Origin of the sequence: Bacteroides graminisolvens DSM 19988 = JCM 15093 (assembly GCF_000428125.1) — a bacterium.
Taxonomy (GTDB): domain Bacteria; phylum Bacteroidota; class Bacteroidia; order Bacteroidales; family Bacteroidaceae; genus Bacteroides; species Bacteroides graminisolvens.
Window position 1 is genome coordinate 507,049 of the sequence record NZ_ATZI01000001.1, and the last position, 25,094, is coordinate 532,142.

Annotated in this window: 15 protein-coding genes; all 15 read right to left on the bottom strand. The window is 42.6% G+C overall.

Features of this window, described 5'->3' with window-relative positions:
• Positions 1 to 6: 6 nt before the first annotated feature.
• Positions 7 to 849: an N-acetylmuramic acid 6-phosphate etherase gene (gene murQ, locus C511_RS0102020; protein ID WP_024995329.1), complete on the bottom strand. Its 843-nt coding sequence runs from the start codon at positions 847 to 849 to the stop codon at positions 7 to 9.
• 18 nt (positions 850 to 867) lie between these two features.
• Positions 868 to 1,698: a BadF/BadG/BcrA/BcrD ATPase family protein gene (locus C511_RS0102025; protein WP_024995328.1), complete on the bottom strand. Its 831-nt coding sequence runs from the start codon at positions 1,696 to 1,698 to the stop codon at positions 868 to 870.
• Positions 1,695 to 2,843 (bottom strand): acyltransferase family protein, encoded by a 1,149-nt coding sequence (locus C511_RS0102030; RefSeq protein WP_024995327.1) that lies wholly within the window; start codon positions 2,841 to 2,843, stop codon positions 1,695 to 1,697. Before C511_RS0102030 ends, C511_RS0102025 begins: the two co-directional genes overlap by 4 nt.
• Positions 2,840 to 5,698, bottom strand: a complete 2,859-nt coding sequence (locus C511_RS0102035; RefSeq protein ID WP_027317713.1) for an FAD-binding and (Fe-S)-binding domain-containing protein — start codon at positions 5,696 to 5,698, stop codon at positions 2,840 to 2,842. Before C511_RS0102035 ends, C511_RS0102030 begins: the two co-directional genes overlap by 4 nt.
• A complete protein-coding gene (locus C511_RS0102040; protein ID WP_027317714.1) occupies positions 5,695 to 6,933 on the bottom strand; it encodes an exo-beta-N-acetylmuramidase NamZ family protein in 1,239 nt (412 codons plus the stop codon). Before C511_RS0102040 ends, C511_RS0102035 begins: the two co-directional genes overlap by 4 nt.
• Before the next feature lie 18 nt (positions 6,934 to 6,951).
• Positions 6,952 to 8,250 carry an MFS transporter gene (locus C511_RS0102045; protein ID WP_027317715.1) on the bottom strand — a complete coding sequence of 433 codons (1,299 nt, stop codon included), beginning with the start codon at positions 8,248 to 8,250 and terminating at the stop codon, positions 6,952 to 6,954.
• Positions 8,251 to 8,259: 9 nt separating this feature from the next.
• The gene (locus C511_RS0102050) at positions 8,260 to 9,573 is read right to left on the bottom strand and encodes a SpoIID/LytB domain-containing protein (protein ID WP_024995326.1); all 1,314 of its coding nucleotides are present in this window, start codon (positions 9,571 to 9,573) and stop codon (positions 8,260 to 8,262) included.
• Positions 9,570 to 10,502, bottom strand: coding sequence for a DUF4922 domain-containing protein (locus tag C511_RS0102055; RefSeq protein WP_024995325.1), 933 nt, complete (start codon positions 10,500 to 10,502; stop codon positions 9,570 to 9,572). The genes C511_RS0102050 and C511_RS0102055 overlap by 4 nt, the downstream gene beginning before the upstream one ends.
• Positions 10,503 to 10,504: 2 nt before the next feature.
• The gene (locus tag C511_RS0102060; protein ID WP_024995324.1) at positions 10,505 to 11,968 is read right to left on the bottom strand and encodes a glycosyltransferase family 2 protein; all 1,464 of its coding nucleotides are present in this window, start codon (positions 11,966 to 11,968) and stop codon (positions 10,505 to 10,507) included.
• Between the two features lie 15 nt (positions 11,969 to 11,983).
• On the bottom strand, positions 11,984 to 13,843 hold the full coding sequence (locus C511_RS0102065; protein ID WP_024995323.1) for an outer membrane protein assembly factor BamB family protein: 1,860 nt from the start codon (positions 13,841 to 13,843) through the stop codon (positions 11,984 to 11,986).
• A 12-nt stretch (positions 13,844 to 13,855) separates the two neighbouring features.
• On the bottom strand, positions 13,856 to 16,894 hold the full coding sequence (locus tag C511_RS0102070) for a golvesin C-terminal-like domain-containing protein (protein WP_439709025.1): 3,039 nt from the start codon (positions 16,892 to 16,894) through the stop codon (positions 13,856 to 13,858).
• Positions 16,895 to 16,937: 43 nt separating this feature from the next.
• The gene (locus C511_RS0102075; RefSeq protein WP_024995321.1) at positions 16,938 to 18,389 is read right to left on the bottom strand and encodes a sodium:solute symporter; all 1,452 of its coding nucleotides are present in this window, start codon (positions 18,387 to 18,389) and stop codon (positions 16,938 to 16,940) included.
• 50 nt (positions 18,390 to 18,439) lie between these two features.
• Positions 18,440 to 19,615, bottom strand: a complete 1,176-nt coding sequence (locus tag C511_RS0102080; RefSeq protein ID WP_024995320.1) for an exo-beta-N-acetylmuramidase NamZ family protein — start codon at positions 19,613 to 19,615, stop codon at positions 18,440 to 18,442.
• Positions 19,616 to 19,778: 163 nt separating this feature from the next.
• Positions 19,779 to 21,578 (bottom strand): RagB/SusD family nutrient uptake outer membrane protein, encoded by a 1,800-nt coding sequence (locus C511_RS0102085; RefSeq protein ID WP_024995319.1) that lies wholly within the window; start codon positions 21,576 to 21,578, stop codon positions 19,779 to 19,781.
• Between the two features lie 21 nt (positions 21,579 to 21,599).
• Complete coding sequence (locus C511_RS0102090; RefSeq protein ID WP_024995318.1) at positions 21,600 to 24,911, bottom strand: SusC/RagA family TonB-linked outer membrane protein; 3,312 nt, start codon at positions 24,909 to 24,911, stop codon at positions 21,600 to 21,602.
• Between the last annotated feature and the right edge of the window lie 183 nt (positions 24,912 to 25,094).

The following is a 25,094-nucleotide window of genomic DNA, read 5'->3' on the forward strand; positions in this document are numbered from 1 at the left end:
TTATACTTACTTGGCTTTGTAGGCATCAATTGCCTTCTTAACGGAACCGTGCATCAGCAAGAGTGATTTGGCTTGCTCGTAATCGAGTCCGAGTTCCTCAACAATCATCTTGGTACCGCGGTCAACCAGCTTCTTGTTGCTGAGTTGCATGTTGACCATCTTGTTGCCTTTTACACGACCCAGCTGAATCATGACCGAAGTGGAAATCATGTTCAGAATCATTTTCTGTCCCGTACCCGATTTCATGCGCGAGCTTCCCGTTACGTATTCCGGTCCTACTACCATTTCAATAGGCACATCGGCTTCTGCTGCCATGGGCGAGTTGGGGTTACTGGTGATGCATCCTGTTAATATGCCGTGGCTTCGTGCTTCACGCATAGCACCGATAACGTAAGGCGTGGTGCCCGATGCGGCAATGCCGATCACAGTATCCTTATCGCAGATGTTGCGTTCTTGCAGTTCCTGCCAACCGCGCTCCATGTCGTCTTCGGCATTTTCTACGGGGTTGCGCAGTGCGGTGTCACCACCGGCAATCAATCCGATGATGAGTGTGTTGGGCATGCCGAATGTAGGGGGTATTTCCGATGCATCGAGCACTCCTAATCGGCCGCTGGTGCCTGCTCCCATGTAAAAGATGCGACCGCCTTGTTTCATGCGGGGCACAATTTGGTTGACCAGCTTCTCTATTTGCGGAATGGCACGTTGAACGGCTAGTGCCACCTTTTGGTCTTCGGTATTGATCTCGTCAAGTATTTCGCGTACCGACTTCTTTTCGAGGTTGTTGTACAGTGACGGTTGCTCTGATATCTTAATGAAAGCACCGTTGTTGGTTTCCTTCTGATTATTCATTGTTGTTTCTGCTGATGATTATTGATGGTATGCAATAAGTCCTTCCATGGGGCTTTGTATGATTGTGCCTAGTGTGATGCCGCTTTTCTGGGCAGCTTCTGTCAGTATCTCTCTGTAGTGATAAGCCACCGATCCGATGATGTGTACCGGATTGTTGCGGTAGTCATACTGCATCACGTTGCGTTTAAAGAAAGCCATGAAGCTGTTTAATATCAGTTCATGAATTTCCGGTTCGTGCAGGTTGGCCACCAGGAAAGGCGACAAGCTTGCCAAGAAACGGTTGGGGAAGGGTTGACGGTACACGCGGTCGATAATTTCACCCGGGGTGAGGTTCACTTCGGAAAGAAACTTCTCTTTCAGTGCCGGTGATGTTTGATTCTTCAAGACATCACCCACCAGTAATTTGCCCAGTACGGCACCGCTTCCTTCGTCGCCTAGGATGAAGCCCAGCGGAGAAACGTTGTCAACAATGTCCTTCCCGTTGTAGTAGCACGAGTTTGAACCTGTTCCCAGGATGCAGGCAATGCCGGGATTATGACCACACAGTCCGCGAGCGGCAGCAAGCATGTCGGTTGCCACCTCGATGTGTGCGGAAATGTGTTGGGCAATGGCCCGGGTTACCAATGCTATCTTGTCGGGGAAACCGCATCCGGCTCCGTAGAAGTAAACGGCTTCTACGGTGCGGTTACCCAATTGGGGCAAGAGCACTTCACCAATTTCGGTACTGATTTCTTCTTCTGACTGAAAGAAAGGATTCGTTCCTTTCGTGTAAACCTGTTGGACGAGCTGTCCCTTATCTACCAAACTCCAATCGGTTTTAGTAGATCCACTATCTGCTATTAATATCATATCTTTATATATATTTTCTTTTTGTACAATACATGTCCGATAACCCAGTTAAGTGCCACAAAGAGCAGGGCGAAAGCCAGCGAACCGGCGTAATCGCCCAAGGCAGGCTGCAATATCACCGTGTAGGCGTAGCCGTGCAAACTGATTACGTCTTCGGCATAGGGGAACTTTATGTTGCTTAACAGAATGGACAATACAGCGGCTGTCACATAAATAAAAAGCGGGTTAACTCCAAAGGATTCAAAGAAACGGCTCCATTTCTTATAGCCTTTCACATCGATGAACCACACCAGCAATGCCAGAAAGCTTGATGCCAAGCCGCAAGTGGTGAGTACAAAGGTGGGCGACCATATCTTTTTATTGATCGGGCAACCGTAGCTCAGCAGGAATCCTGCGAAGGTAAGTACGGTGCCTATAATGAACAGCCGTTCAATCTTTTCATGGATGTCTTTCACTTCCATCAGCAATTTACCGCAACAAAAGCCTATCAGCACATGTGCAATAGCAGGCAGTGTGCTCAGCAGGCCTTCGGGGTCAATGCCGTTGTCCTTGTACATGTGGTTGGTGCCCAGTATGGCACGATCTACCACCGAGAGTATGTTTGTTTCGTTGTATTCGTATCCGTTGCCAAAGAATAAAATGCCGAAGTAACCGGCCAGCAATACAAAAATAAGATAAGGAATGTGCTTGTGGCTCATTAGCAATGCCACTATGGCGGTAACGCCGTAACTCAGTGCCAGGCGTTGCATGACTCCCAGAATACGGATGTTTTCGAAAGGCAACGGGTTGTGCGTGCGGCACAAAAGGGAGAAATAAGCAATGCCTAGTCCGATAGCAAATATAACGACCGTGCGTTTGAGTATTTTCCAAACCGCCTGTGCGTTGAGTTCAAAGTTGTATTTCTTTAATGAGATGTAAGTAGAGATACCCATGATGAACATGAAAAAGGGAAATACTAAGTCGGTTGGCGTAAGTCCGTTCCACTCGGCATGGCTCAAGGGGGCGTATATTTTGCCCCAACTGCCGGGGTTATTGACCAGAATCATTCCGGCAATGGTAATACCTCTCAGCACATCCAGTGCTAATAGGCGCTGTGATGCTTTGGTGTCTCTTTGCAGAGTTATATTTTCTTTGTTGGTATTCATATCTTTTCTTTTTTAAGGGTACACTGATCAACCAAATAGACAATAGATACATAGGCGATGCCCGAATTCGTAGTAAGCCCGATTTCGCAGGTACGACTGTTAGAGTATCCTATATCTATGTGCTTTTTTTCTATTTGTGGCTTTAGTTTCCTCAATGCGTAAGCGTTTACTTCGGGATGGGTGAAACCTTTGTCGCCCGCAAAGCCACAACATCCCACTTCTTCGGGTATGAACACGTTGTTCGAACAAAGACGGGCCAATGCCGTGATCTGATCGCCCAGTCCCATTTTCTTCATGGAGCAGGTGATGTGCAAGGCAATGGGCTTGTCGGTTGGTCTAAATTCCAACTTGTCTTGCAGAAAAGTATAGATGAATTCGGCCGGCTCGTACAATCTGAGTTGCTTGATGGTGTGACGCATGCGATACAAACAGGGGCTTTGGTCGCACAATACCGGATATTTTCCGTTCTCACTGGCTTGGAGCAATGCCGTTTCCAGTTCGGCTGCTTTGCTGTCGGCCACATCGGGCATGCCTTTGCTTTCCCAAATGGTACCGCAACATAGATTCTCCATCTTGTCGGGGAAGATGATTTCGTAGCCGGCTTTGTGCAGGAGCGAAACCATTTTATTGACCAAAGGCTGTTCTTCGGGCGATTTTCTGGCTAATCCCATTGTTTGGTTAATGCAACTGGGAAAGTACACTACCTTTAAATTCTCCGGTTGTGGCTGAGTGCTTTTCTGAATGATCTCTTTCTTTACGCTCTCGGGGTTGTAGGCTTTGGGCATGGCGGGTGTCCATTGGGGAACGCCTATGACATGGTGCATGCTTTTCGTTAGCGTTGACATAACTCCGCTACCCAGCAAAGCATGTGCGGTGTCGGCCAGCGTGAGCACAGGACGAAGCACATTTTTTATTTCCGAGAAATGATTGGCTGCAAAGACTCCCATACGGTAACCCATACTGTTAGCCGGAAGCTGTTCTTGTCTGAGGTCGTGTGTCAGGTCGCCCGTGTTGATGCCCATGGGGCACGACAAAGAACAGAGTCCGTCGCCGGCACAGGTCTGGTTGCCCAGGTATTGGTATTGCTTTTCCAAGGTGAGCAACCTCTTTTGGTCGGCTACTTCCGGAGATGTTTTCAAACGTGATATTTCACGTTGAATCACAATGCGTTGACGAGACGATAGGGTGAATCCACACGTCAGACAGTTTACTTCGCAAAATCCGCACTCGATGCATTTGTCTACGTGTGCGTTGGTCAGTGTCAGTGGTTTGAAGTTGCGGATGTGACACTTCGGATCATCATTGAAGATAACGCCGGGGTTAAGCAACCCTTTGGGATCAAAGAGTTGTTTCACCGCGCGCATCAGTTCAAAGGCGGTTTCTCCCCATTCGTATTGCACGAAGGGAGCCATGTTGCGTCCCGTGCCGTGTTCTGCTTTGAGCGAACCGTCGTATTTGTCGACCACTAGCATTTTCACCTCATTCATGAGCGCCTCGTAACGCTCTACTTCGGCTTCGCTGGAGAATGATTGGTTGATAATAAAGTGGTAGTTACCTTCAAGTGCATGTCCGTAAATGCAGGCATCATCATAACCGTGGTGTGCAAGAAGTTGTTGCAGTTCGGCTGTCGCTTCGGGCAAATCTTCAATGTGAAAAGCCACGTCTTCAATCAAGCAGGTAGTTCCCGGTTTACGTGTTCCTCCTACGGATGGGAAAATACCCGCGCGTATAGCCCAGTATGCGGCGTACTCGCTTTCCTCGTCGGTAAAGTGAACCGGTGTATGGGTCTTGAAGTTTTTCAATGCTTCTTCAACAATCTGTATGTTGCCTGCTAACTCTTTGGCTGTTGAGGCTTTGGTTTCCGTTAACACGGCGGTGAGCCCGTAGCCTGTTGGGTCGTTTACGGAAGCCAGTGATTTGCAGTCGAGCAATTCGGCACCTTTGACTACTGTTTCTCCGTTCTCTGTGGTCAGTTTCTTCATGGCAACCACGGCCCGGCATGCTTCTTTTATATCATAAAAGTAGAGCATGGCACTGGCTTTGAACGGATAATCGTATTCTGTCTGCATGGTTACTTCGGATAAGAAAGCCAGTGTGCCTTCCGAACCGACCAGCAGATGTGCTATGATATCAAACGGATCATCAAAGGTGATAAAGGGAAGCAGGTTCAGTCCCGTTACATTCTTGATGGAGTATTTATAGCGAATTCTTTCGGTCAGCTGATGATCGTTTCGAACTAAATCGCGCATGGATTCTATCTGGCGAATGAACTCGGGCTTTTGCAACGTGAAGTTGCGTCGGCTTTCGGCATCGCCGGTGTTCAATATAGTACCGTCAGCAAAGACCATTCGGGCTGAATGAAGTACTTTGTCGCTATTGGCATGGGTACCGCAGTTCATGCCCGATGCATTGTTCATGACGATGCCACCTACCATGGCGCTTTTGACCGAAGCCGGATCGGGCGAAAATTTGCGGCCGTAGGGCTTGAGTATTTCATTCACTCGCTGACCGATGATGCCCGGCTGCAAAGTAATTTGTGTGGCGTCCGGACTGACTGTGTATTTTTCCCAATGCTTTCCGGCAACAATCAATATAGAGTCGCTGATGGCCTGGCCCGACAAACTGGTACCTGCCGCCCGGAAAGTAACGGGAAGCAGGTGCTTGTTGGCGCACTTCAGCAGTTCGGACACTTCTTTTTCATTATCGGAACGGATCACCACCTGAGGAATCAGGCGATAGAAACCAGCGTCTGTTCCCCAAGCTAGCCGACGGAGTTCATCGGTGTAGATTCTTTCTTGTGGGATGAATGTGGATATGTCTCGCAAGAAATCGATGTATTTCTTTGTAACGCTCATTTATATAGATAGTATTGTTTGGACAGTTTGCGGAAGGCTTCAACATCTTTATACCAATAGTCACGGACGTCTTCCCAACGATTGTTTTTACTGAAACGTTCTCTGATCTCTTTGCTTCCACTTACCTTGTCGAACATATCGAACCGGCCTTTATCAGCCTGTTCGAAGACTTTGTGTTCCGGGTAAAGTGTGGCTATCTCTTGCATGACATAGAACTGTATGTCACTCAATGCGGCCTTTCGGAAGTTTGTAATGTGTACTTGTACTCCTTGCAGGTGTTCGCCTTTGCCAACGGAATAGAATGGCTTGAGGTGCATAGGTCTGAAGGTAACTCCGGGCAGGTTAAGCTGATTGAGCTTACCGGCTAGCTCGTCGGCTTTGATCCACGAGGCTGCAAACATTTGGAAAGGAATGGTGTAACCTACGCCGATTGACAGGTAGCCCAGCTCTCCCAATATGCCGCTAACAGGATAGAATATAGCGGAATGAGGGTGGGGGATATGCGGTGAGGATGGAATCCATTGTAAACCGGTTTGCGAATAGTCCATATCGCGTTTCCATTTCTTCATTTTGACGATGTGTAGTTTGCATTGTTTGTTTAACATCTTCTCACCGTTCAACATCAGGGCCAGTTCTCCGCAGGTGAGACCGTAAAGGTATGGAATTTTAAATTGGCTGACAAAAGATATGTAATTATCTTCAACTAAATTACCTTCAATCTTTAATCCTCCCACCGGATTGGGCCTGTCGAGCACAACAAACTCAATGTTGTTTTCGGCAGCGGCTTCCATGGCCAGACCCATTGTGCTGATGTAAGTGAATGACCGACAACCGATGTCTTGTATGTCGTACACCAATACATCAATGCCTTTTAACATGTCCGGGGTTGCTTTCCGGGTTTTACCGTAAAGAGAATATACGGGCAGACCGGTGGAAGCATCGGCGGAATTGTCGACTTTGTCACCGGCATGTACGTCTCCGCGTACACCGTGTTCAGGGCCGAAGAGGGCGACAAGTTGCACGTTGGGGGCTTCGTGCAAAATGTCGATGGTTGATTTCAGGTTGTTGTCAACACCTGTGGGGTTGGTGATGAGTCCTACCCGTTTTCCCTCAAGGCACTTGAATTTTTGCTCTTTCAAGACTTCAATGCCCGTTCGGATCTTTATCTTCTGAGCATGCGCACTGAGTGAAAGGAAGCAAAGCGTGTTAAGCAAAATAAGTTTGATCGTTTTCATCCTATATCGAATCGTTGGTTATTTTTCTATTTCTTGTTTTCGGCTTTCTTCTTTACCATAATCGGGATCAATCTTAATGAAGGCGCAGACTGTGATGGTGGCAGCGCAACAAATCATGACCCATATAAAGAAGTTCTCGTATCCGATGTGATCTTGTAACCATCCGGCAGCCATTCCGGGCAACATCATTCCCAATGCCATAAAGGCTGTGCAAATGGCATAATGTGCCGTTTTGTGCTCTCCGTCCGAGTAGTAAATGAGGTAGAGCATATAGGCTGTGAAACCGAAGCCGTAGCCGAACTGTTCTATAAATACGCAGATATTGATTGTGAGCAGGTCTTGTGGCTGAACGTAACCGAGATACACAAACGTAACGCAGGTAAGTGAAATACTCCATGCCATAGGCCACAACCATTTTTGCAGTCCTCCTTTCGCGGCACAAATGCCTCCTATAATACCTCCCAGCGTAAGACCAATGATTCCAATGGTACCGTAAACCAGTCCCACTTCAGCAGTAGTAAGTCCCAGACCTCCCTTCTCAATAGGGTCTAGCAGGAACGGATTAATCAACTTAACAAGTTGTGCTTCGGGAAATCGATAAAACAACATGAAGAGGATGGCCACTCCGGCCTGTTTCTTCCGAAAAAAGGAAGCAAAGGTCTCTATAAATCCTTCCATGATGGAGCTGGCGTTGTTTTGGCCAACCACCGATTTATCTGAACCCGGCGCCGGAAGTATGTATTTATGGTAAAGGGAGAATGCCAAGAATAACCCGGCCAAAATAAAGAAGGTAATGCTCCAAGCATATTTAATGTTTCCGCTCCATATTTCCAGCCCGCCGGCCAGCATAATAAGTAGTCCTTGTCCTGCAATGGTAGCAATGCGGTAAAAGGTACTTCTTATTCCCACGTACAAAGCCTGGTCTTTCACATTCAATGCCAACATATAGAAGCCGTCGGCTGCTATGTCATGCGTGGCAGAGCTGAATGCCACCAACCAAAAAACGGCTAATGTGATTCGAAAGAAATTAGGCATGGGTATGGTTAAGGCAATACCGGCCAAGCCGGCGCCCACAAGGAGCTGCATGGTAACTACCCACCAACGTTTGGTTTTAAGCAGGTCGATAAATGGACTCCAGAAGGGCTTGATGACCCAGGGCAGATAGAGCCAACTGGTATAAAGAGCAATGTCGGTATTTGATATGCCCAGTTTCTTATACATGATTACCGAGATAGTCATGACAGCTACATAGGGTAATCCTTGTGCGAAATATAATGTGGGAATCCATGCCCACGGTGATGTTTTACGATCTTTCATCCTCATTGGTTAATAGAGTTTGTCAATGCTGGCACCAATGTAGTAGTGCAGCAAGATATCATTGTATTTATATCCTTGTTCTCCCATAACAGCAGCACCGATTTGGCAGAGTCCTACGCCATGTCCCCAACCGGCACCTGTTAATGTAAAAGAGGAGGGGACGCCATTTTCAATATGTTTTTTGTCGACTACAAAGGCTGAACTGTATAAGTGTGACGTGGACAGGGTACGACGAATTTCCAGTTCTTTGCCAATGGTAAGAGTACGTTTGGTTCCTACGATCTTGAGTTTGGTAAGTCGTCCCGATGTACCGCGTTCCATGGGAATCAGGTCTAGTATCTGACCGTAATCTATGCCCGAACGTTTGGTTATCAGTTCGGATAATTCTTCTTGTTGGTAGGTTACCTTCCATCGGAAAAAGTCGGTTGTTTCCTGATCGTAGTTATTAAGTACCTGCGACAGAACCTTTTTATCTGTAGTGTTACAGAAGGCTTCAGGGGAGGTGCGAATCCATTGTTCAGCTTCCGTTTCGATACGCAGGTCGGGTAACTCCTGAATGGTTTTACTGTCTCGCTGCTTAACCAAATACGGATAGTTCACATCCTCCCAACAGTATTGAAATTCTTCGAAAGCTCCTCCGCAACATTTGGAGAAACGGGCATCGCATATTTTATCTCCGTATAACAATACTTGACCGCGAGTGGCCTGGATGGATTGTTGCACGATTTCAGTCGACGCACGGGTAATCCCCTGATACCGCTGACAATGATCGTCTGCACACACATCAAAGTTCGTATGATCTTCGCGGTCGTACCATCTGATGAGTTCATCGGCTGTTTCCGTAAAGGCAGAGTAGCAGCTCTGAGTATCTGTAATTTCCTTGTTTTTCTGTATCTGGGCTAGCAACCAACTGCGTGAAATGACGGCATGAGCCTTCAACAACTCTAAAGAGGCGGTAGCGCTCATTTCAGAAGATATGACGCTAGTGAGGTAGTCTTCAATTGAAATGACATTGATGCCTGTGAGTTTTTTATTCTCGACAATCAGTTTTAAAGCGCCTAAGAAACGTTGATCTTCTTTTCGCTCCCAATGAAAGTTGATGCCAATGGTTACATCAATCAGGTCGAACGAGCACGCTTGTTCCTGTGTCGGTTCAAAGATCAGTTCGTTGTACAACCGCCCTTGCCAAAGAATCTGATTTTCGTCATAGGTGGCTACTTGTCGTCCGGTAACATGGATACCGTTAACCACGTATTGACCGTTTAGAATAAACTCTATCTGTGGTTCGAACAGAATGCCGACTTGTACTTTAGGCTCTTTCATAAACGCTCTTTTATTAATTGTCTTACTTCGTGAAACTCTTCGTTGCTGAGGCTGACCTCTTTCATGATTTCTTTCACATTCTCTGCTGTGATCTTTATAAAATCTTTCTCAAGTGGAGTGATAAATACACCACCCATATCAACGGAAGCCGGACTAAGCAGGATGTTTTCCTCTCCTTCTGCAAAATAGCAGGCGGGACGATGCTTCTTTCGAGGGAATACACAGATAATCCATTTCCCGGCTTCGTACCAGGTTAAGATATTCATCATGGGTTCTTCTTCTCCTTCTGTTGAAGGCAAGGCATCATACACCGTTCCGAAAAGAGTGATAGCGTCCTCTCTTTGTGTACTTTCAATGACCAATGTGGCGCGGGAAGTGTCATTCAGGTAGGTTAATATAGCCTCCTTATAAGCAACGATGGTTCCTGCCTTCTTGAATTTCCATTCGGACTCCAAGGTTAGAAATCCTTTGCTTCCAGCTTGGAAATGCATGTGATCAGGAGCTGATGCTCCGCATTTCGGCCCATTGTAGAAGAGTATATAATCATCTAGTTCTTTGGCCAGATCAATCATATCACCTATGCGCCCGTTAATGCGTTGAGGCAGATGCCTGTTATCAGGAATAGTCAGGTGTTTCGGAAAAATGGGAAACGGATTAACGAGAATGGTATAATGTTCTCCAAAAGATAGCCCCTCTTGTTGTGCCGGCAAATGTTCGCGGCAAAGAAAGCATTTTCTTTCTTTTATTGATTGAGGATCAATCTTTGCACTCGACGAAACGATACGTGCCGGATTGAATTGTACCAAGTATTTCCAGCCATCTACATCAACCTGTTTGGTTTTGACCAAAGCTAAGGCTTTGTAGTTGTTAGCTGCAAGTTCCCAGTTGTTCAACTGCTTTCTGTATAAGTTTTCAACAGCTTCCTTCATGCTTATTTGTTTTTATTCAAGGCAATTCGTGCTTGCAATTCCCAAGTGCGAATTCTGTCTTTGTAGGTGTTATGGCCATTCATTTTCACGACATCGAGCGAAGCATCTGAATTGTCGTCCCAACGGCGGCAATAGTATAGCACATCATAGATACGACCTATCTGATAGTTTCGCGAGATATTCAATGCAGTAGCATAATCTTCCCCGTAACTGGTATTCGGAATCTTTATGTCGCGTAAAAGCGGAGTGTAAAAAGCACGTGGAGCTCCTAAACCATTGATGCGCATGGCATTGTTGCGTCCGTTATCGGGAGTCCACTCTTTGTGGTCAATAACACCGGGAGCAATCATATTCAAATTAAAATCGGTTATCATATAGGTACCCACTACCATGCCGCACTTCTGAGTATAAAAGGCGTCAACCACTTTTTGTATGGTGTTCTCGTCTTTGTAAACGTCATCACTATCGAGCTGAATAGCGAACTTACCGCATTTGGGATGGTGTGCACCCACATTCCAGCAACCGCCAATGCCTAGATCTTTACGCTCGGGAACAATATGAATTATACGTTCATCGGTGTTGTATTTGTCTATTGCTTCGGTAGTACCGTCTGTTGAATGATTATCAATGATAATCACATTGTATTTGAATTTTGTTTTTTGATTCAGGGTGGATAGAATGGCATCTTCAATGGTGCGGATGCGATTTCTTACCGGGATGATAACGGAGGCCTCGTACTCAAAGTTTCCATCATTGAATTCAATGTCTTTGAATTTGGGTGCCAAATAACCTCCAATTTCTTTGAGGTGCTCCGTACAAGCGTTTTCCATCTCAATTTGTACCCCTCTGTTTTTGGGGTCTACATAATCAAATATCTTTTCGCCACTCTTACGCGTGTCATTCTCTATTTCCGAATAGAGGTATTCGTTGATGTGCACCAACGTTTCTGTTTGTGATAATTTGAGACGCAAATCATAAAGTCCGGCAAACTGATAGTCGACTTTCATCTTTGATACTGCTTTTTTGAAAGTATCGGTTTTATATAAGAGTACGGAACCAAAGTTAAAGTCATCACGTAAACTTCCGAATTGGTAGTCAATAACCGGATTGTTTGTCTTTGTCTCTCCTGAAACTTGATAATGATCAGCATAAACCATACCGGCATTCGCATCTGTTGATAAGCGTGTCATTCTTTCGAGTGCATGGAGACCAAACTCAAGCGTGGTGTATTTGGTATATAATAGTGTAAATGTTGCAGTTGATCGTGCAGCAATGGCATGCATAGCTGCACTCGAGTTAAGAGATGACACTACAATTGTTTCACAACCATTTACCTCTTCGTGAGTATCTTCGGTAGCCAACAGATATATTTTATTGATAAGGTCTGTTTCCAGTAATCCTTTTATGGTTTGTTGCACTTGTGTTACTCCCGAGAAAGGAATAAAGCAGTCGATTGTTGTTCTCATATTCTTTGTTTTATATTATTTATTATATTTTTCTTGCCACTCTAATAATCCGATCTCACCTCCGGAAGCTGTGAATAGAACCTGATTTCTGTTGAGGGGAACCAATGTATTGATCAATGAATTCCCAACTTTGTGTTTCCACAATACGTTACCTGAATAAGCATCCAGCCCAAACATGATTCCGCTTTTGGTGCTTCCGAAAACAACTTTGCCTTTCTCAACCGGCATAGAAGGGGCATGCTCGTATCCGAAGCCGACATTGGTTGCCCATATTGGTGTGGGGCGGTTACCTTGGGTCGAGTAGCATACAATGCTGTCGTTCATCGTTTTGCTGTAAATTCTCTTTTGGTCCTCGGATAGTCCAATTGTTTCTCTAACCATGGAGCGTTTGGTACGCCATATCGTTTCTCCTGTTTCTAAGTCAATGGCTGTCATGGCACGTTCCGGATCTGTTATAAAGACCTTGCCATCGGCTGCAACCGGCCATACTGCTGCTGGCGAAAAATGCATCCGCGTAAGTCCGCCGGTCCATTTCCAGACTTCTCTACCGGTTTGTTTATCAAGAGCATACAACGTATTGTCCCATGCTCCGAATATGACTTTGTGATCGGTAAGCAACGGACGAGTTTCAATATATCCTTTCACCTGGTTATATTCCCAGATAATTGTTCCGTTCTGTATATTGATGGCTCTGAACGTATGGTCACTTGCTCCTATATAAGCTATGTTGTTTTCAATGGCAACAGCTCCGAGCACCGGACTTGAGGCTTTTACTTTCCAACTCAGTTTGCCGTTACCTGCATTCACTCCGTAAATATATTGGTCGGCTGAGCCAAATACAATTGTATTGTTTGCAACTGCGGGTGTTCCAACGATGCGACTGCCGGACTTGAACCGCCATCTCTTCTTACCGTTACGGACATCGTAGCATGTTAAATACCCCATGTCGTCTCCTACAAATATATTTTTCCCATCGTATGCAGGTGAACTGTAAATGCCAACGCCCGATTGAATGAGCCATACCTTCTTAACCTGCGGGTATTCGTTGTTTACCTTGAAGTCGGGATACTTTTGAGACGAACCTTTCTCTTGAAAATATTGCTTGCTTAGAGATAATGAGGCCCACTTCTTCATTGGCGAATCAATGTTGTGTTCGTATACTAATAGGGAATCTTTGGTTATGTCATAAACTGAATAACCTCCTACCGCACTCTTAGCCCGAAGGTTGGAACGATTTAGAATACCGGGTATACCATCATAAGACAAGAATTTATTGCTGTGATAATGTCCTCCCAATACAACGCGTATATTATAGGCTCTCACAGCGTCCGTAACATCGAACCAATTATCTACATCTCCTTCCTGTAAGGGATAGTGTGTAACTAATATGACGGGCTTTTTCTTGCCGACTTTGCTTAACTGTTTTTTCAGCCATGTGATATCTTGCGGCGCAACATGGCCGTCGGCCATACGCATAAGCGGCCCGCTATTGAAACCCAGAAAGAGAAAACCTTTATGCTCAAATGTAAAACGTTCAGAGCCAAACAGCTGGCTGAAAGCTGTGACACCTGATTCACTCCATTTGGTTTCATGGTTACCGGGGATAATGTAATACCTTAATTTTAATTGAGACAATAGATCATGAGCTATTTGCAGACTTTTACGATCTCCATTTTCAGAGATGTCACCCGTTACCAATACGAAATCAAGGTTAGGGGTTGCGTTAATCTGCTCAATTGAATTCTTTAGGTCTTCTGCTGCTGAAGTATTATCGGCAATGTGTGTATCGGTAATTAATGCAAAACGAAAGTCTTGCGCATTCAATTGTGATAACTGACACAATAGAAAGAATAATATGTAATGTATCTTTTTCATCTGCACAATTTATTACTCGGTTGGACTATCAAAAAAATCTAGTACAGATTTCATCAGGGATTCACGTTCCGACTCACTGCGAAGTGATTCAAACGGGAAACCGGTTACAAAGGTTTTATACTTCCCTTTGTAAGCAATACCTGCACTGAGGTTGTTTTCGCTATATCTCAATATGGTAAAGGCCTCGTTAGTAGCTGGTTCAATGGCATCTGGTGATTCAACCACGTATGACTCTGCATTTAATTCGTTGTAATAAGTATACTGAATACCTAAAACAGAGTAGGGAGAGGTTACGGATTTCACCTTTCCTTCTATAGCAGCTTGCCCTGCCCTCCATTTGTATTTCAATACTTCGGTAGCAAAGTCCTTGTCGGTTTGATTAGCCATCGGATTATCCCATAAGTCTGAGCCAACGTAGGCACCCGATATAAATAGACTTCCTCCTTTTTGGCAATAATCAGTCAGAGCTTGCTGCATACTGGGAGTGAATGTTTTAAATTCCAATGCCATTGCACCTCTTCCCATTTTAGTTTGTTTCTCTTTGCCCAGAATTAAATCAACAAATGGGTAATCTTGTAACTCTACAGATCCGTTTTCAATGACCTCGTCACTACAAGAAACAAAGGAATATCCGGCTTTCAGAATGGCTTTTCCGTGAATGGCTGGGTAGTCAAATGAGTTACCCGCTATCACTTTTGTTTCATAGTTGCTGTAGCTGTCACCAAATCCAGAGGCATCATCGTCCATCCATGGAATATTCCGACGAAACTCTTTCATACTGCCAATGTAGCTTATGTCCGTTTTGTAAGGCACTCCATGATCTAACTGGTCTAGAAAACCGGCAATGCTATCCTGAGGAGCTACAAAATCGGCCGGTGCACTTATGCGGTCAAATCCATTGATGACTAAAACTGTACCTTTGGTTTGTATGGCTTTGCCCACGGAAAGGATTTCAGAGGGAAAGCTTTCTCCGCCTTTATTGACGGCTGTTACTTTATAACTGCAAATAACGCCCGAAGGGATGTTGGTTCGATAACTGTTTTTGTTAACAAGAATACCATTGTCGAAATCTCCTTCTCCTATTCGAGTGTATACGATGTATTGCTCGGCTTTGGCAGTGGGTTCAAGCGGATCATCAACGGGTTGCCATGTTAACTCCACTTCTGTGTCTTTTGTAAAACGTGCACTCATGTGATCAATTGGTAAAGGTTGAACAACATAGTCTTGTTTATACTGATTGGCAAGGAACTGTAACATTCCTTTGTATATAGCCCGGCTCACAGTAAACCTGAAACGCGGATCCAAACCGTATCTCATATCTGCAAAGTTTTGATGTGAAAGAAGTTCCAATAGCATGGTTGGAACTTTGGGTACCCTTGCTTCGTAATAAGATTGATTCCACATGCCGCGCCTTGTCCAGTTAGGCTCGTACAAGCGTCGGATGTCATTAACGATATGAGATTGGATTAAATCAGTTAAATCTCTTGATGCATACCGAGATGTACCGTTAGCAAAGATACCATCATTGGCAGCAGTTTGGAAAATACCCAATGTTCCTATAATAGAATCGTTTGGTGTTGTACCTGCGTCAGAATGAAATGCAAAAGCCATATCTACAGGGATATTTAGTCCTTTATCATTTGGGGCTGCTGCAGAACCTCCGGCCAAATAATTAACCCATAGCCCACGTGATTTATAGTCATCCGTGTAATCGTTTTGCCCGTGGCTTTCTGAATAAATGCTGTCGGGAATACCGGCCCATTGCATCCAATATCTTGCCGCTTCAGTAAATCTGGGATAACCGCTTGTTTCGTAAGGATAATCTATTTGCGGCAATTTTGTGCTGACAGCAGGGGCATTGGCATCAGAGCTTTTCCTGTTTTCGGTGACTATTCCACGCGGTGAAACTCTGCGGGCAATATTTCCATAGCCGCCTCCTATCTTAACCGCGTCAGCAGTAACGATGCGACCGGATTTCGATGACCTATTACTTAATACCACTTTCCCAGATGGGTTTTTGCCTTTATCAAAACTGAAATGTCCCAAGTATATCCAAGTACCGCCACCCATTGTTTGGTTCACCTTAAACCGCGAGACCCCACCCTTATGATATATCGTGTACAGTGCATCGTCTGTGCTGTTATCCACCGTTTGATAAGATACATATACAGCATACTTGCCGGTTTCAGGAATAGAAGGAATCCACTCTGCCAAGTTTTCCTTTCCTTTTTTGACGGTTTGGGTGAAACGGTAAGTCCCTTCTTTAAACGGATTTTCAAAGTCAACATAGTGATTACGGAAGTGAGCAAAACCTGGAGAACTTCCTGTTTGCCATTCTTTGTCTGTATTGATCTCACTATAAATTGACGTGTCACGGTTGTTATCATTGTCAATGATAACTTCGGCTACTTGTGTGTCTCTTTCACGAGGAACAAGTACATTGGCTCCTGCATTTTCGAGCATCGGTACTAAGTAAGGCAGAACATAGCTTTGTGTAAACAGATCTTCTACGGTTTGGAAAACCCTTGCCCGTTGCCATTCCCATCTTGAAAGTTTAGCCTCGTAATAGTAGCCGTGACTTTGCCACAAGGCAATGTGTCGGTTAACCAAACCTTTTGTGGGGGCAAAAGGATTTGATAACCTGGTAGTTAAAGGTTTGGTCGATTTATGGGTGAAGCTGATTGTACCCTTCTCTTTTCGACTTCTAAGAGCTGTGGGTATCAAGTCTTCAATTGCCTTTTTATCCGCGTATATTTTCACTTTACAGTTGCTAAAATCAGGCGTAAGAAGTGTACGTACCCTACTGTAGATCTCCAATACGTTATTTTCGCGGAAAGGAATATACGAACAGTTTGTATTGGCAAACAAGATTAACTCGTCCTTTTGCAATTTGGCAGAATCAATCGTTATCTTGCCGATGGATATCTCCTTGCGTGCAACTTCATTCAGGACAGTAGCAATTTGCACTCGAACTTCGGGGGAAAGTTCTTGTGCAATACTGCCCTGAATTGTTGCTAAAGCGAATATCGCCGAGAAAGTGATTTTTTTGATAAACATCATTGTGTTAAGTTTATAAATGGATCTTGCGATTTATTTATTTCTTCTCATTTACAGTCAGCAGGCATAACCCGATGAAGGTAAAAAATGCATTGAATATTAAGAGTTCATAACTGAATGCATAACCGTTAAACCAGACTTCCGAGTTCTTCTGTAGGATGAAACACAGTATAGGAGAGAGAATGGCTACAAGTGGAATGTATTTGTCGCGCACTTGTTTTTTGGTAAGCATGCCAAATGCAAATAATCCCAGAATAGGGCCGTATGTGTAGCTTGCCAAGATGTATACGGCGTCTATCACACTGGTATTATTAAGTATGTTGAATATGAAAATGACAATTCCCATAACAATAGCCATTCCAATGTGCACCCGCTTCCTTATGGTTACAACTTCTTGTTCACTTTTTCCTTTAGTTCCTAGGATGTCTACGGTGAAAGAAGTTGTTAAGGCCGTTAATGCCGAACCGGCTGCTGAATAGGCGGAAGATATGAGCCCTACTATAAAAAGGATTCCAACAATTACAGGGAAATACCCTCCCGTGGCAACCATAGGGAACAATTCATCACTTTTTGCTGGGTTCGTAATTCCGTTCTGCACTGTAAATGTATACAAAAGAACACCCAACATGAGGAAGAGTAGAATAACGAAGAATTGCGAAATTCCACTAGTAATCATATTCTTCTGCGAATCTTTGAAGTTCTTGCAACTCAAATTTCGTTGCATCATATCTTGATCGAGCCCTGTCATAGCAATCATGGTGAAGACGCCTGCCAGGAATTGCTTAAAGAAATATCGTTTATCGTTTACATCATCAAAGAAAAAGAAACGAGAAAAATCACTGTCAACGACGGTATTCACCATACCGGTAAAACTTAGATTCAAATCGGAAGCAATGTAATAGATGCACAAAACAACAGATACTACCAGACAGAAAGTCTTCAAAGAATCGGTCCATATCAATGATTTAACTCCACCTCGGAAAGTATATAGCCAAACCAGTGCCACTGTTGCGATAACGTTTAGAATAAAAGGTAGCTTTAATGGGTCGAATACCAGAAGTTGTAAAGTAAGACAAACCAAAAACAGTCTGACAGCTGCTCCTAGCATTTTGGATATAAAAAAGAACCACGCACCTGTTCTATACGAAGAAAGTCCAAACCTGTTTTCAAGATATTCGTAGATAGAGACCAAATTCATTTTGTAGAACAGTGGTATTAATAGAAAAGCAATGATGAACTGCCCGGCAACAAAGCCCAACACCATCTGCAGATATGAGAAGTTACTCGTTGCAACCATACCGGGTACCGATACAAAAGTTACGCCCGAGATACTCGAACCTATCATAGCAAAGGCTACAACATACCACGTTGATTTTCTATTTCCTACGAAGAAACCAGCGTTATCTGCCTTTCTTCCGGCAATATATGATATTGTAAATAGGATAGCAAAATAGGCTGCAATGGTAATAAGGACTAGTACAGGACTCATAAATTGTTTTTTATAACTGTTATAATTAGTTGATTCGCTACTCCGTTATTTTATTCTGCATAGAGTAAATAAGGTTTGCGTTGTACTTTGAATTTCTCCACGTCATCTTTCCACATGGCCTTAATTTCATCAGCACTTTTCCCTTGGATAATCATTTTGCGTACGTAATCCGTTCCGATTAGTAACTCAAAGAAAGGCCTGAAGAAATGTTCTCCCATGTTGAGGTTTGTATAAGCGTCAATGACATAGCTCAAATCTACACCTTTTTCCCGTATCTCTTTGTCTGAGAGCCCACTTAAATCTTTGCCGTAGCATAGTTTATCTAATTGAGGCGGATTTTTTGCTCCAGGAACACTTTTGGGAGTAAAGGAATAGTCATAGCCTCTCATGTTGGGATGCCCGTATATCTGGAAAGGTAGAGATGTTCCTCTGCCCAGACTTACCGGAGTTGCTTCAAAATAACATGTAGAAGGATAGAGGTAGATGGCCTTCATGTTTGGTAAATTAGGTGATGGGGCAACGGGAAGCTGATACAAAGAGTGATGTGTATAGTTCTTGCATTTAATAACAGTAACATCACATTCCTTCGACGCTGGAAGCCATTTTTCTCCGTTGACCATAAGTGCTAGTTCACCTAACGTCATTCCGTGTACCACAGGAATAGGCAACCAGCCAACTCCCGATTTATATTTCATATCAAGTATAGGACCGTCAACATAATGCCCGTTGGGATTGGGACGATCAAGAATGATCATCTTGCGATTGTATTCGGCACAAGCATCCATGAGTTTTACCATAGAAATATAGTACGTATAGAAGCGTAACCCCACATCTTGTATATCGACTAGCAATACATCGAACTTACGCATGGATTCTTCGCTCGGTCTACCAGCTTTCCCATCATATAAAGAAAGAATAGGAACTCCGGTTTTACTGTCTACCGAACTGGAAACATGTTCTCCGGCATCTGCATCTCCTCTGAAGCCATGCTCGGGGGAAAATATAGCAACTACATTTAGCTTATTCTCAATTAATACATCAACAGTATGTTTGTTTCCAATCATTCCTGTATGATTTGAGAAAACTGCTATTTTCTTATTTTTAAGAATGGGAAAATATTCAGAGGTTTGTTCTGCTCCAACCGCAATACGGCTGTTATTTGTCTTTTGGGCATTTGTGCAAAGAGTTATGCAGAAAAGTAGAGATGTAATAACGGCTGTTCTCATTATTGTTTTGTTTATTCACAAGCTAAATTAAGTATAACTTGATGAGATTGAAAAGTTTTAGCTAATAAATATAGTTAATCATTATTAGGACTATCTTTTAAGATGAAAAAACTTTATTGATGAGGAGACGATATAATCAATCATCTCCTCATTATTCAATATTTTACCATCCAGTGTTTTGTTTCAGCTCTTTACCTTTTGTTTCGTATAAAGTAATTTGATCTAAAGGTATTGGGTACAAATAATCTTTCTCCTGATACTTTCTTAGCATATTATTATCAGTAATTGGCACTATGTATCCAGCATTACCATTTCGATCTAAATTTATTGATTTTAGAGTCTGTAGAGTTATTGGGGTAGATGGCTTGTATTTGTTATTATACCATACAATATACTTCTCTTTGTCAAGCCATGCTCCAAGATTTAATTTGGGATTGAGTGACATATCAGCATACTTTAGTTTGTTCCAGCGCCGTAAGTCGTTGAATCTAATCCCTTCGTATACGAGTTCAATTCTACGTTCACGACGTATTTCCCAGATTAATGAAGGTACATCTGTGTCTCGCAGAGGGTCGTTGATTGTAATGCCATTCACCGATAAATTGTTCCCCTCAAGAGTTATATGAGGCATTTTCGTGCTTTTTCTATCGCGTAGAGTATTAATTGTTTTATCCAAGTCGACTTGTGTCAATGAATATGCTCCTAGCTGAGACAATTCGACAGCGGCCTCAATATAGTTCATCATGACCTCATTTAACTTCATAATTGGAGCGTCTGTGATACAAGTATTACTTGTTCCTCCTGCTGAAGTTTTTAAAGATTCGTTCACAAAACGATTACCAAAGTATCCTGAAATAGCGTATACTTTTTCTACCCCATCCAATTTCAATCCTGTTGTGTCAATATTGGCATACAGACGCGGGTCTCTATTTGAAATTTCATCAAAGAACCATTGATCTCCTTTATAGAGAGCATTTTCTGCTTGGTTGATAGGGAGCCCGTTTGCTGATAAATATGAATCAACTAATCCTTTTGACGGGCTGTTAATCTCAGCCTCAGTAACTTGAAATGTCATTAAACTATGTGTAATAACACCTTCGACGTAAGAACGGTACAAGATGATTTCCTTGTTATTAGCTAAATCTGCAGATGTAGTTAATGATTTATAGTTGTCTGCAAGGCTATAGTCATTCCAACTTAATAATTCATTAGCTGCATTTTTTGCCGCTTGAAGGTATTTAATTGCATATTCATTGTTATTTGCACGATATTTTTGCCATGTGCCTTCAAACAACATGAGCCTAGACGTAAATGCATAAGCTACCGCTTTATTGATAGTTAGCCCGGCCGTTCCATCTGATTTACGTATATTTGCACATGCATAAGTTAAATCATTTAAAACACTATCCATCACTAAAGTTCTGGAATCTTTTTCTTTATATAAACTTTCATAATCAGTGTTCTCTAATGCATTGCTGTACCATGGCACATCGCCAAACTTTGAAACTAATTTACTGTACTCCATTGCACGTAAAAAACGCGCAACGCCTAACCAATGATATTTAGCTTCACTGGTTAATGAAGAACTGCCAATTCTGTTTATTATGATGTTTAACTGTCTAACATAGCTAAAAGTCCAATTACGTTCATCTTTTTTTGTAGATGTAACATCTGTTTCTGCAGCAGGAGCAACTTTAGTAAAATAGGTTGCTGATTTTTGCGCATTGTCATCAGTCCAATCTGCTACATTTGTTTCTGAATACCAGTCTGAACGTTCCCAACCGGTTCTATAACCTTCAAAATAGACATCGTAAAATGCGTAGAGTGAAGTTCTTATATTATCTTCACTGTTCCAAAAAGTTGGAGTATCAGTAACCGTATCCATTGGGTCACGCGTTAGAAAATCATCACATGAGCTTAGGGTCAGTATGATAATTAGTAAGGAAAATATTTTAGATTTCATAATTATCTTAATTTTATGTGATTATAGATTAACCTGTATACCAAATGAGATTGTTCTTGAGTATGGATAGCTTCTTCCGAATGACCATGACTCATCGCCGTAACCCGTTTTATATGCTGTAGATTCTGGGTCAACAGGTATTTTCATGTTATCAAACTCAAATAAATTCTCGGCACTTACGTAGAACCGTGCGCTCTCAAAATAAATCTTTTTCATCCATTCTTTTGGTAGAGTATATCCAACTGTTATGTTTTTACAACGTAAATAGGACATATCTGATAAATATCTCGTTTGTCTTAGAAAGTTTTGAGCATTGCTAACCCATGCGTTATTTGAGGGTCGTGGATAAAAGGCATTCTTGTTTTCCGGAGTCCAATAATTCATCTGATGTGCGTATGCTGCATCAGCATAGCTAGAGCCTCCTGATGGTATTGCAACACTGCCGTATCCCCAATAGTCACGTTTCCCTACTCCTTGGAAGAAAGTACTAAGATCAAAACCTTTATAGTCAAATCCAAGTGAAAAACTGTATTCGTAATCGGGCAAAGAGTTTCCAATAACCTTTAGATCGCCATGATCTTCAACCGTATTTTTTCCATAACTGATTTTATCGTCATTGTCTAGATTTCTGTATTTAACATCTCCAGGACCAAATTTGAAAGAACCGGTTTCGTACAATGATTGTGATGGGATACCACTTTTAAGCGTTCCGTCTGCATTGAAATCATCTTCTTGAAATAACCTGTCTGTTTCATATCCCCAGATTTCCCCTAATACTTTACCTTCATAATTGCCATATATATTGTTGTTGGTTCCGTTGAACTTTGTTATCTTTTCTCTGATGTGTGAGATGGAAGCTTTTACATTTAACCCAAGTCCTGTAGCAAACCTGTGATTATAATCCATACCAAGTTCAAATCCGTTTCCAGTGATTTCACCGTAATTGATTTTGGGTGAAGAGGAACCAAATGTTGCCGGAAGAGTTTCGCCGGCGCAGTGCATATCAGAAGTAACTCTTCGATACCAATCGAAAGTGAATCCAAGCTCGTCATTGAAGAATCTTGCGTCTAAACCAAGATCAAAGGTGGTAACACGTTCCCATGTTAATGAACTTGACACGACTGATGGAGAACCAAGATATAATTGGTTGAGTCCATTAACTACCCATCCTGAGTTTCCAGAAGTCATGGTCGATATAAATGAATTAGAGGCAACATCTTGGTTACCAATTGTACCCCAAGAACCTCTGATTTTCAAATTACTTAAAGCAGGTTTAGCCCATTCCATAAATGTTTCCTCAGAGGCTCTCCAGCCTGCAGATACTGATGGGAATAAAGCCCATTTTTCTCCTTTAGGGAATTTAGAAGAACCGTCATAACGCGCATTTATTTCCAGCAGGTATTTTTGTAGGTAGTTGTAATTGATACGTCCAAAGAACCCGGCGGCTGCAAAATCATTGTGATAACTGTCTGATGAGTTATAAGAGTATTGATCTCCTGTTGCTAGTGCTATTTCGGGCAATATAGTACTGATTAAGCCTCTTCTTTCTGAGTAATGAGACAATCTTTCACGAGTCTCTGCATCCATACCAGCCATGACTTTAAATTCATGTTTATCTTTAAGTTTAAAGTTGTAAGTAGCATACGCTTTGAATATATTGGCCATCGTGTATTTACTTGACTGTGTAACCCGGTTGTGAGATGAACCATAAATATCGCTATAGTTGTCAAATGGGGAAGCTGAGAACATATTATAAGCCATTATGGTTCCTCCATTTCTTTTCTGGGCATCAATTAACATGGAAAATGTGTAGTCAAAGTTAATTGTCAGGTCCTTAATGGGGCTTATTTCGGTTCCTAGATTTGTTCGTATATAGTTAGAAGTTAATGATTCCCGATTTCCAGCTTTTATATCTGTAACAGCCGAACGGAATTCTTTGCCGTCGTATGTTGTATAAGGGTACCATCTAGGCCATCTCATCAAATAAAACCAAGCATCGTATTGCCCTGATGTATATTTGTAGGGTTGATCGTTTATAGAACGAGTGAATAATACGTTTGCCTTAACCTTCCACCAATCCTTAATGTTTGTTGTAATGCTTGAGTTTAATGTATATCTGTCATATTGATCTGAGTTGAACTTCATTACACCTTCTTGCTGCAAATAACCCAAACTAATATTATAAGTGGTTTTATCATTACCTCCATTTACAGATAGATTGTGATTTTGTTGTGGTGTCCAATTTCTGGTGAATTCTTCTATCGGATCAAAGGAGCGATAAAAATAGGTCTTACCTCCTCTTATTTCAAAGTCTCGACCTTCTTGCATTTCGCCCAATGCAGATTGAGACATATTGCCATACTTTTGTTCCCATTCTTTTATTTTTTCAACTGCAGTTGCATCTATCGTGTAACCGATGTTGGTAATTGAAGTTTGTCCTAAACGTTCAAGTATAGTCATTATATACTCTGCATTGTCGGAAGCAGAAGCTAATTCTGCCATAGTAGTTGGTGTACTCCATGCATAGTTATTTGAGTAGCTAACCTTCACTTTATTGCTTTTTTTCCCTTGCTTGGTTGTGATTAATATAACCCCCCATGCTGCACGTGTTCCGTAAATGGATGCTGACGCTGCATCTTTGAGTACAGAAATTGTTTCAATGTCATCTGGGTTCACCAAGTTTATACTTGGTACTTCAACATTGTCAACCAAGATAAGTGGAGCTGTTCCTGAACTGGCGCTTAATGATCCTACTGATCCGCGTAGTTTGATCGTTGACTCTGTCCCTATTCCTCCTACCTTGTTTGTTATAGTAAGTCCCGGCGTTATTCCTTGTAGAGCTTTGGCGACATCAGTAACAGGTCTGCTTGCTATAGCTTCTTGTACGTTGACGTTTGATACCGCTCCTGTCAGGTTGACCTTCTTCTGCGCTCCATAACCTACTACCACAACTTCGTCAAGAAGCTCGGTATCTTCAGTCAATGTGATTTTTACATTCTTAGAAGCTCTTATTTCTTGAGTCTTATAACCTATATAGGATATGACCAAGAGGCTGCCTGTTTTGCAATGAATCGTGAAATTTCCATCTATATCAGTAATGGTTCCGTTAGTTGTACCTTTTTCAAGTACACTGGCTCCAATAACAGGTTCGCCTTTAGCATCTACAATTTTTCCTTGTATTTGCTGTGCCTGTTGTTGTTCGCTTGATGTGTTAACTGTGCTTAAGGTCGTTGTTTCTGCAAAAGATTCAGTGTTACCTATCAGTAACACGAATGCTAAAGTCGTCAGGAGTTTGTATGATTTTACACTCCTTCTTTTTCGATCTTCGTTCATAAAAGATTGATTTTAATTGTTAGGTAACTTAAGGATGAATTCTCAGTTTTGAGTTGATAATAAGCTGATAGCCTGATTATCGGGGGTTTTTGTCTCATAGGCTTAAAAATTGAATATTATCTCTTAACGTTTATATATTATATAAGTTAGACTGTCTTTATATATTCGACAGGGGATCATTAT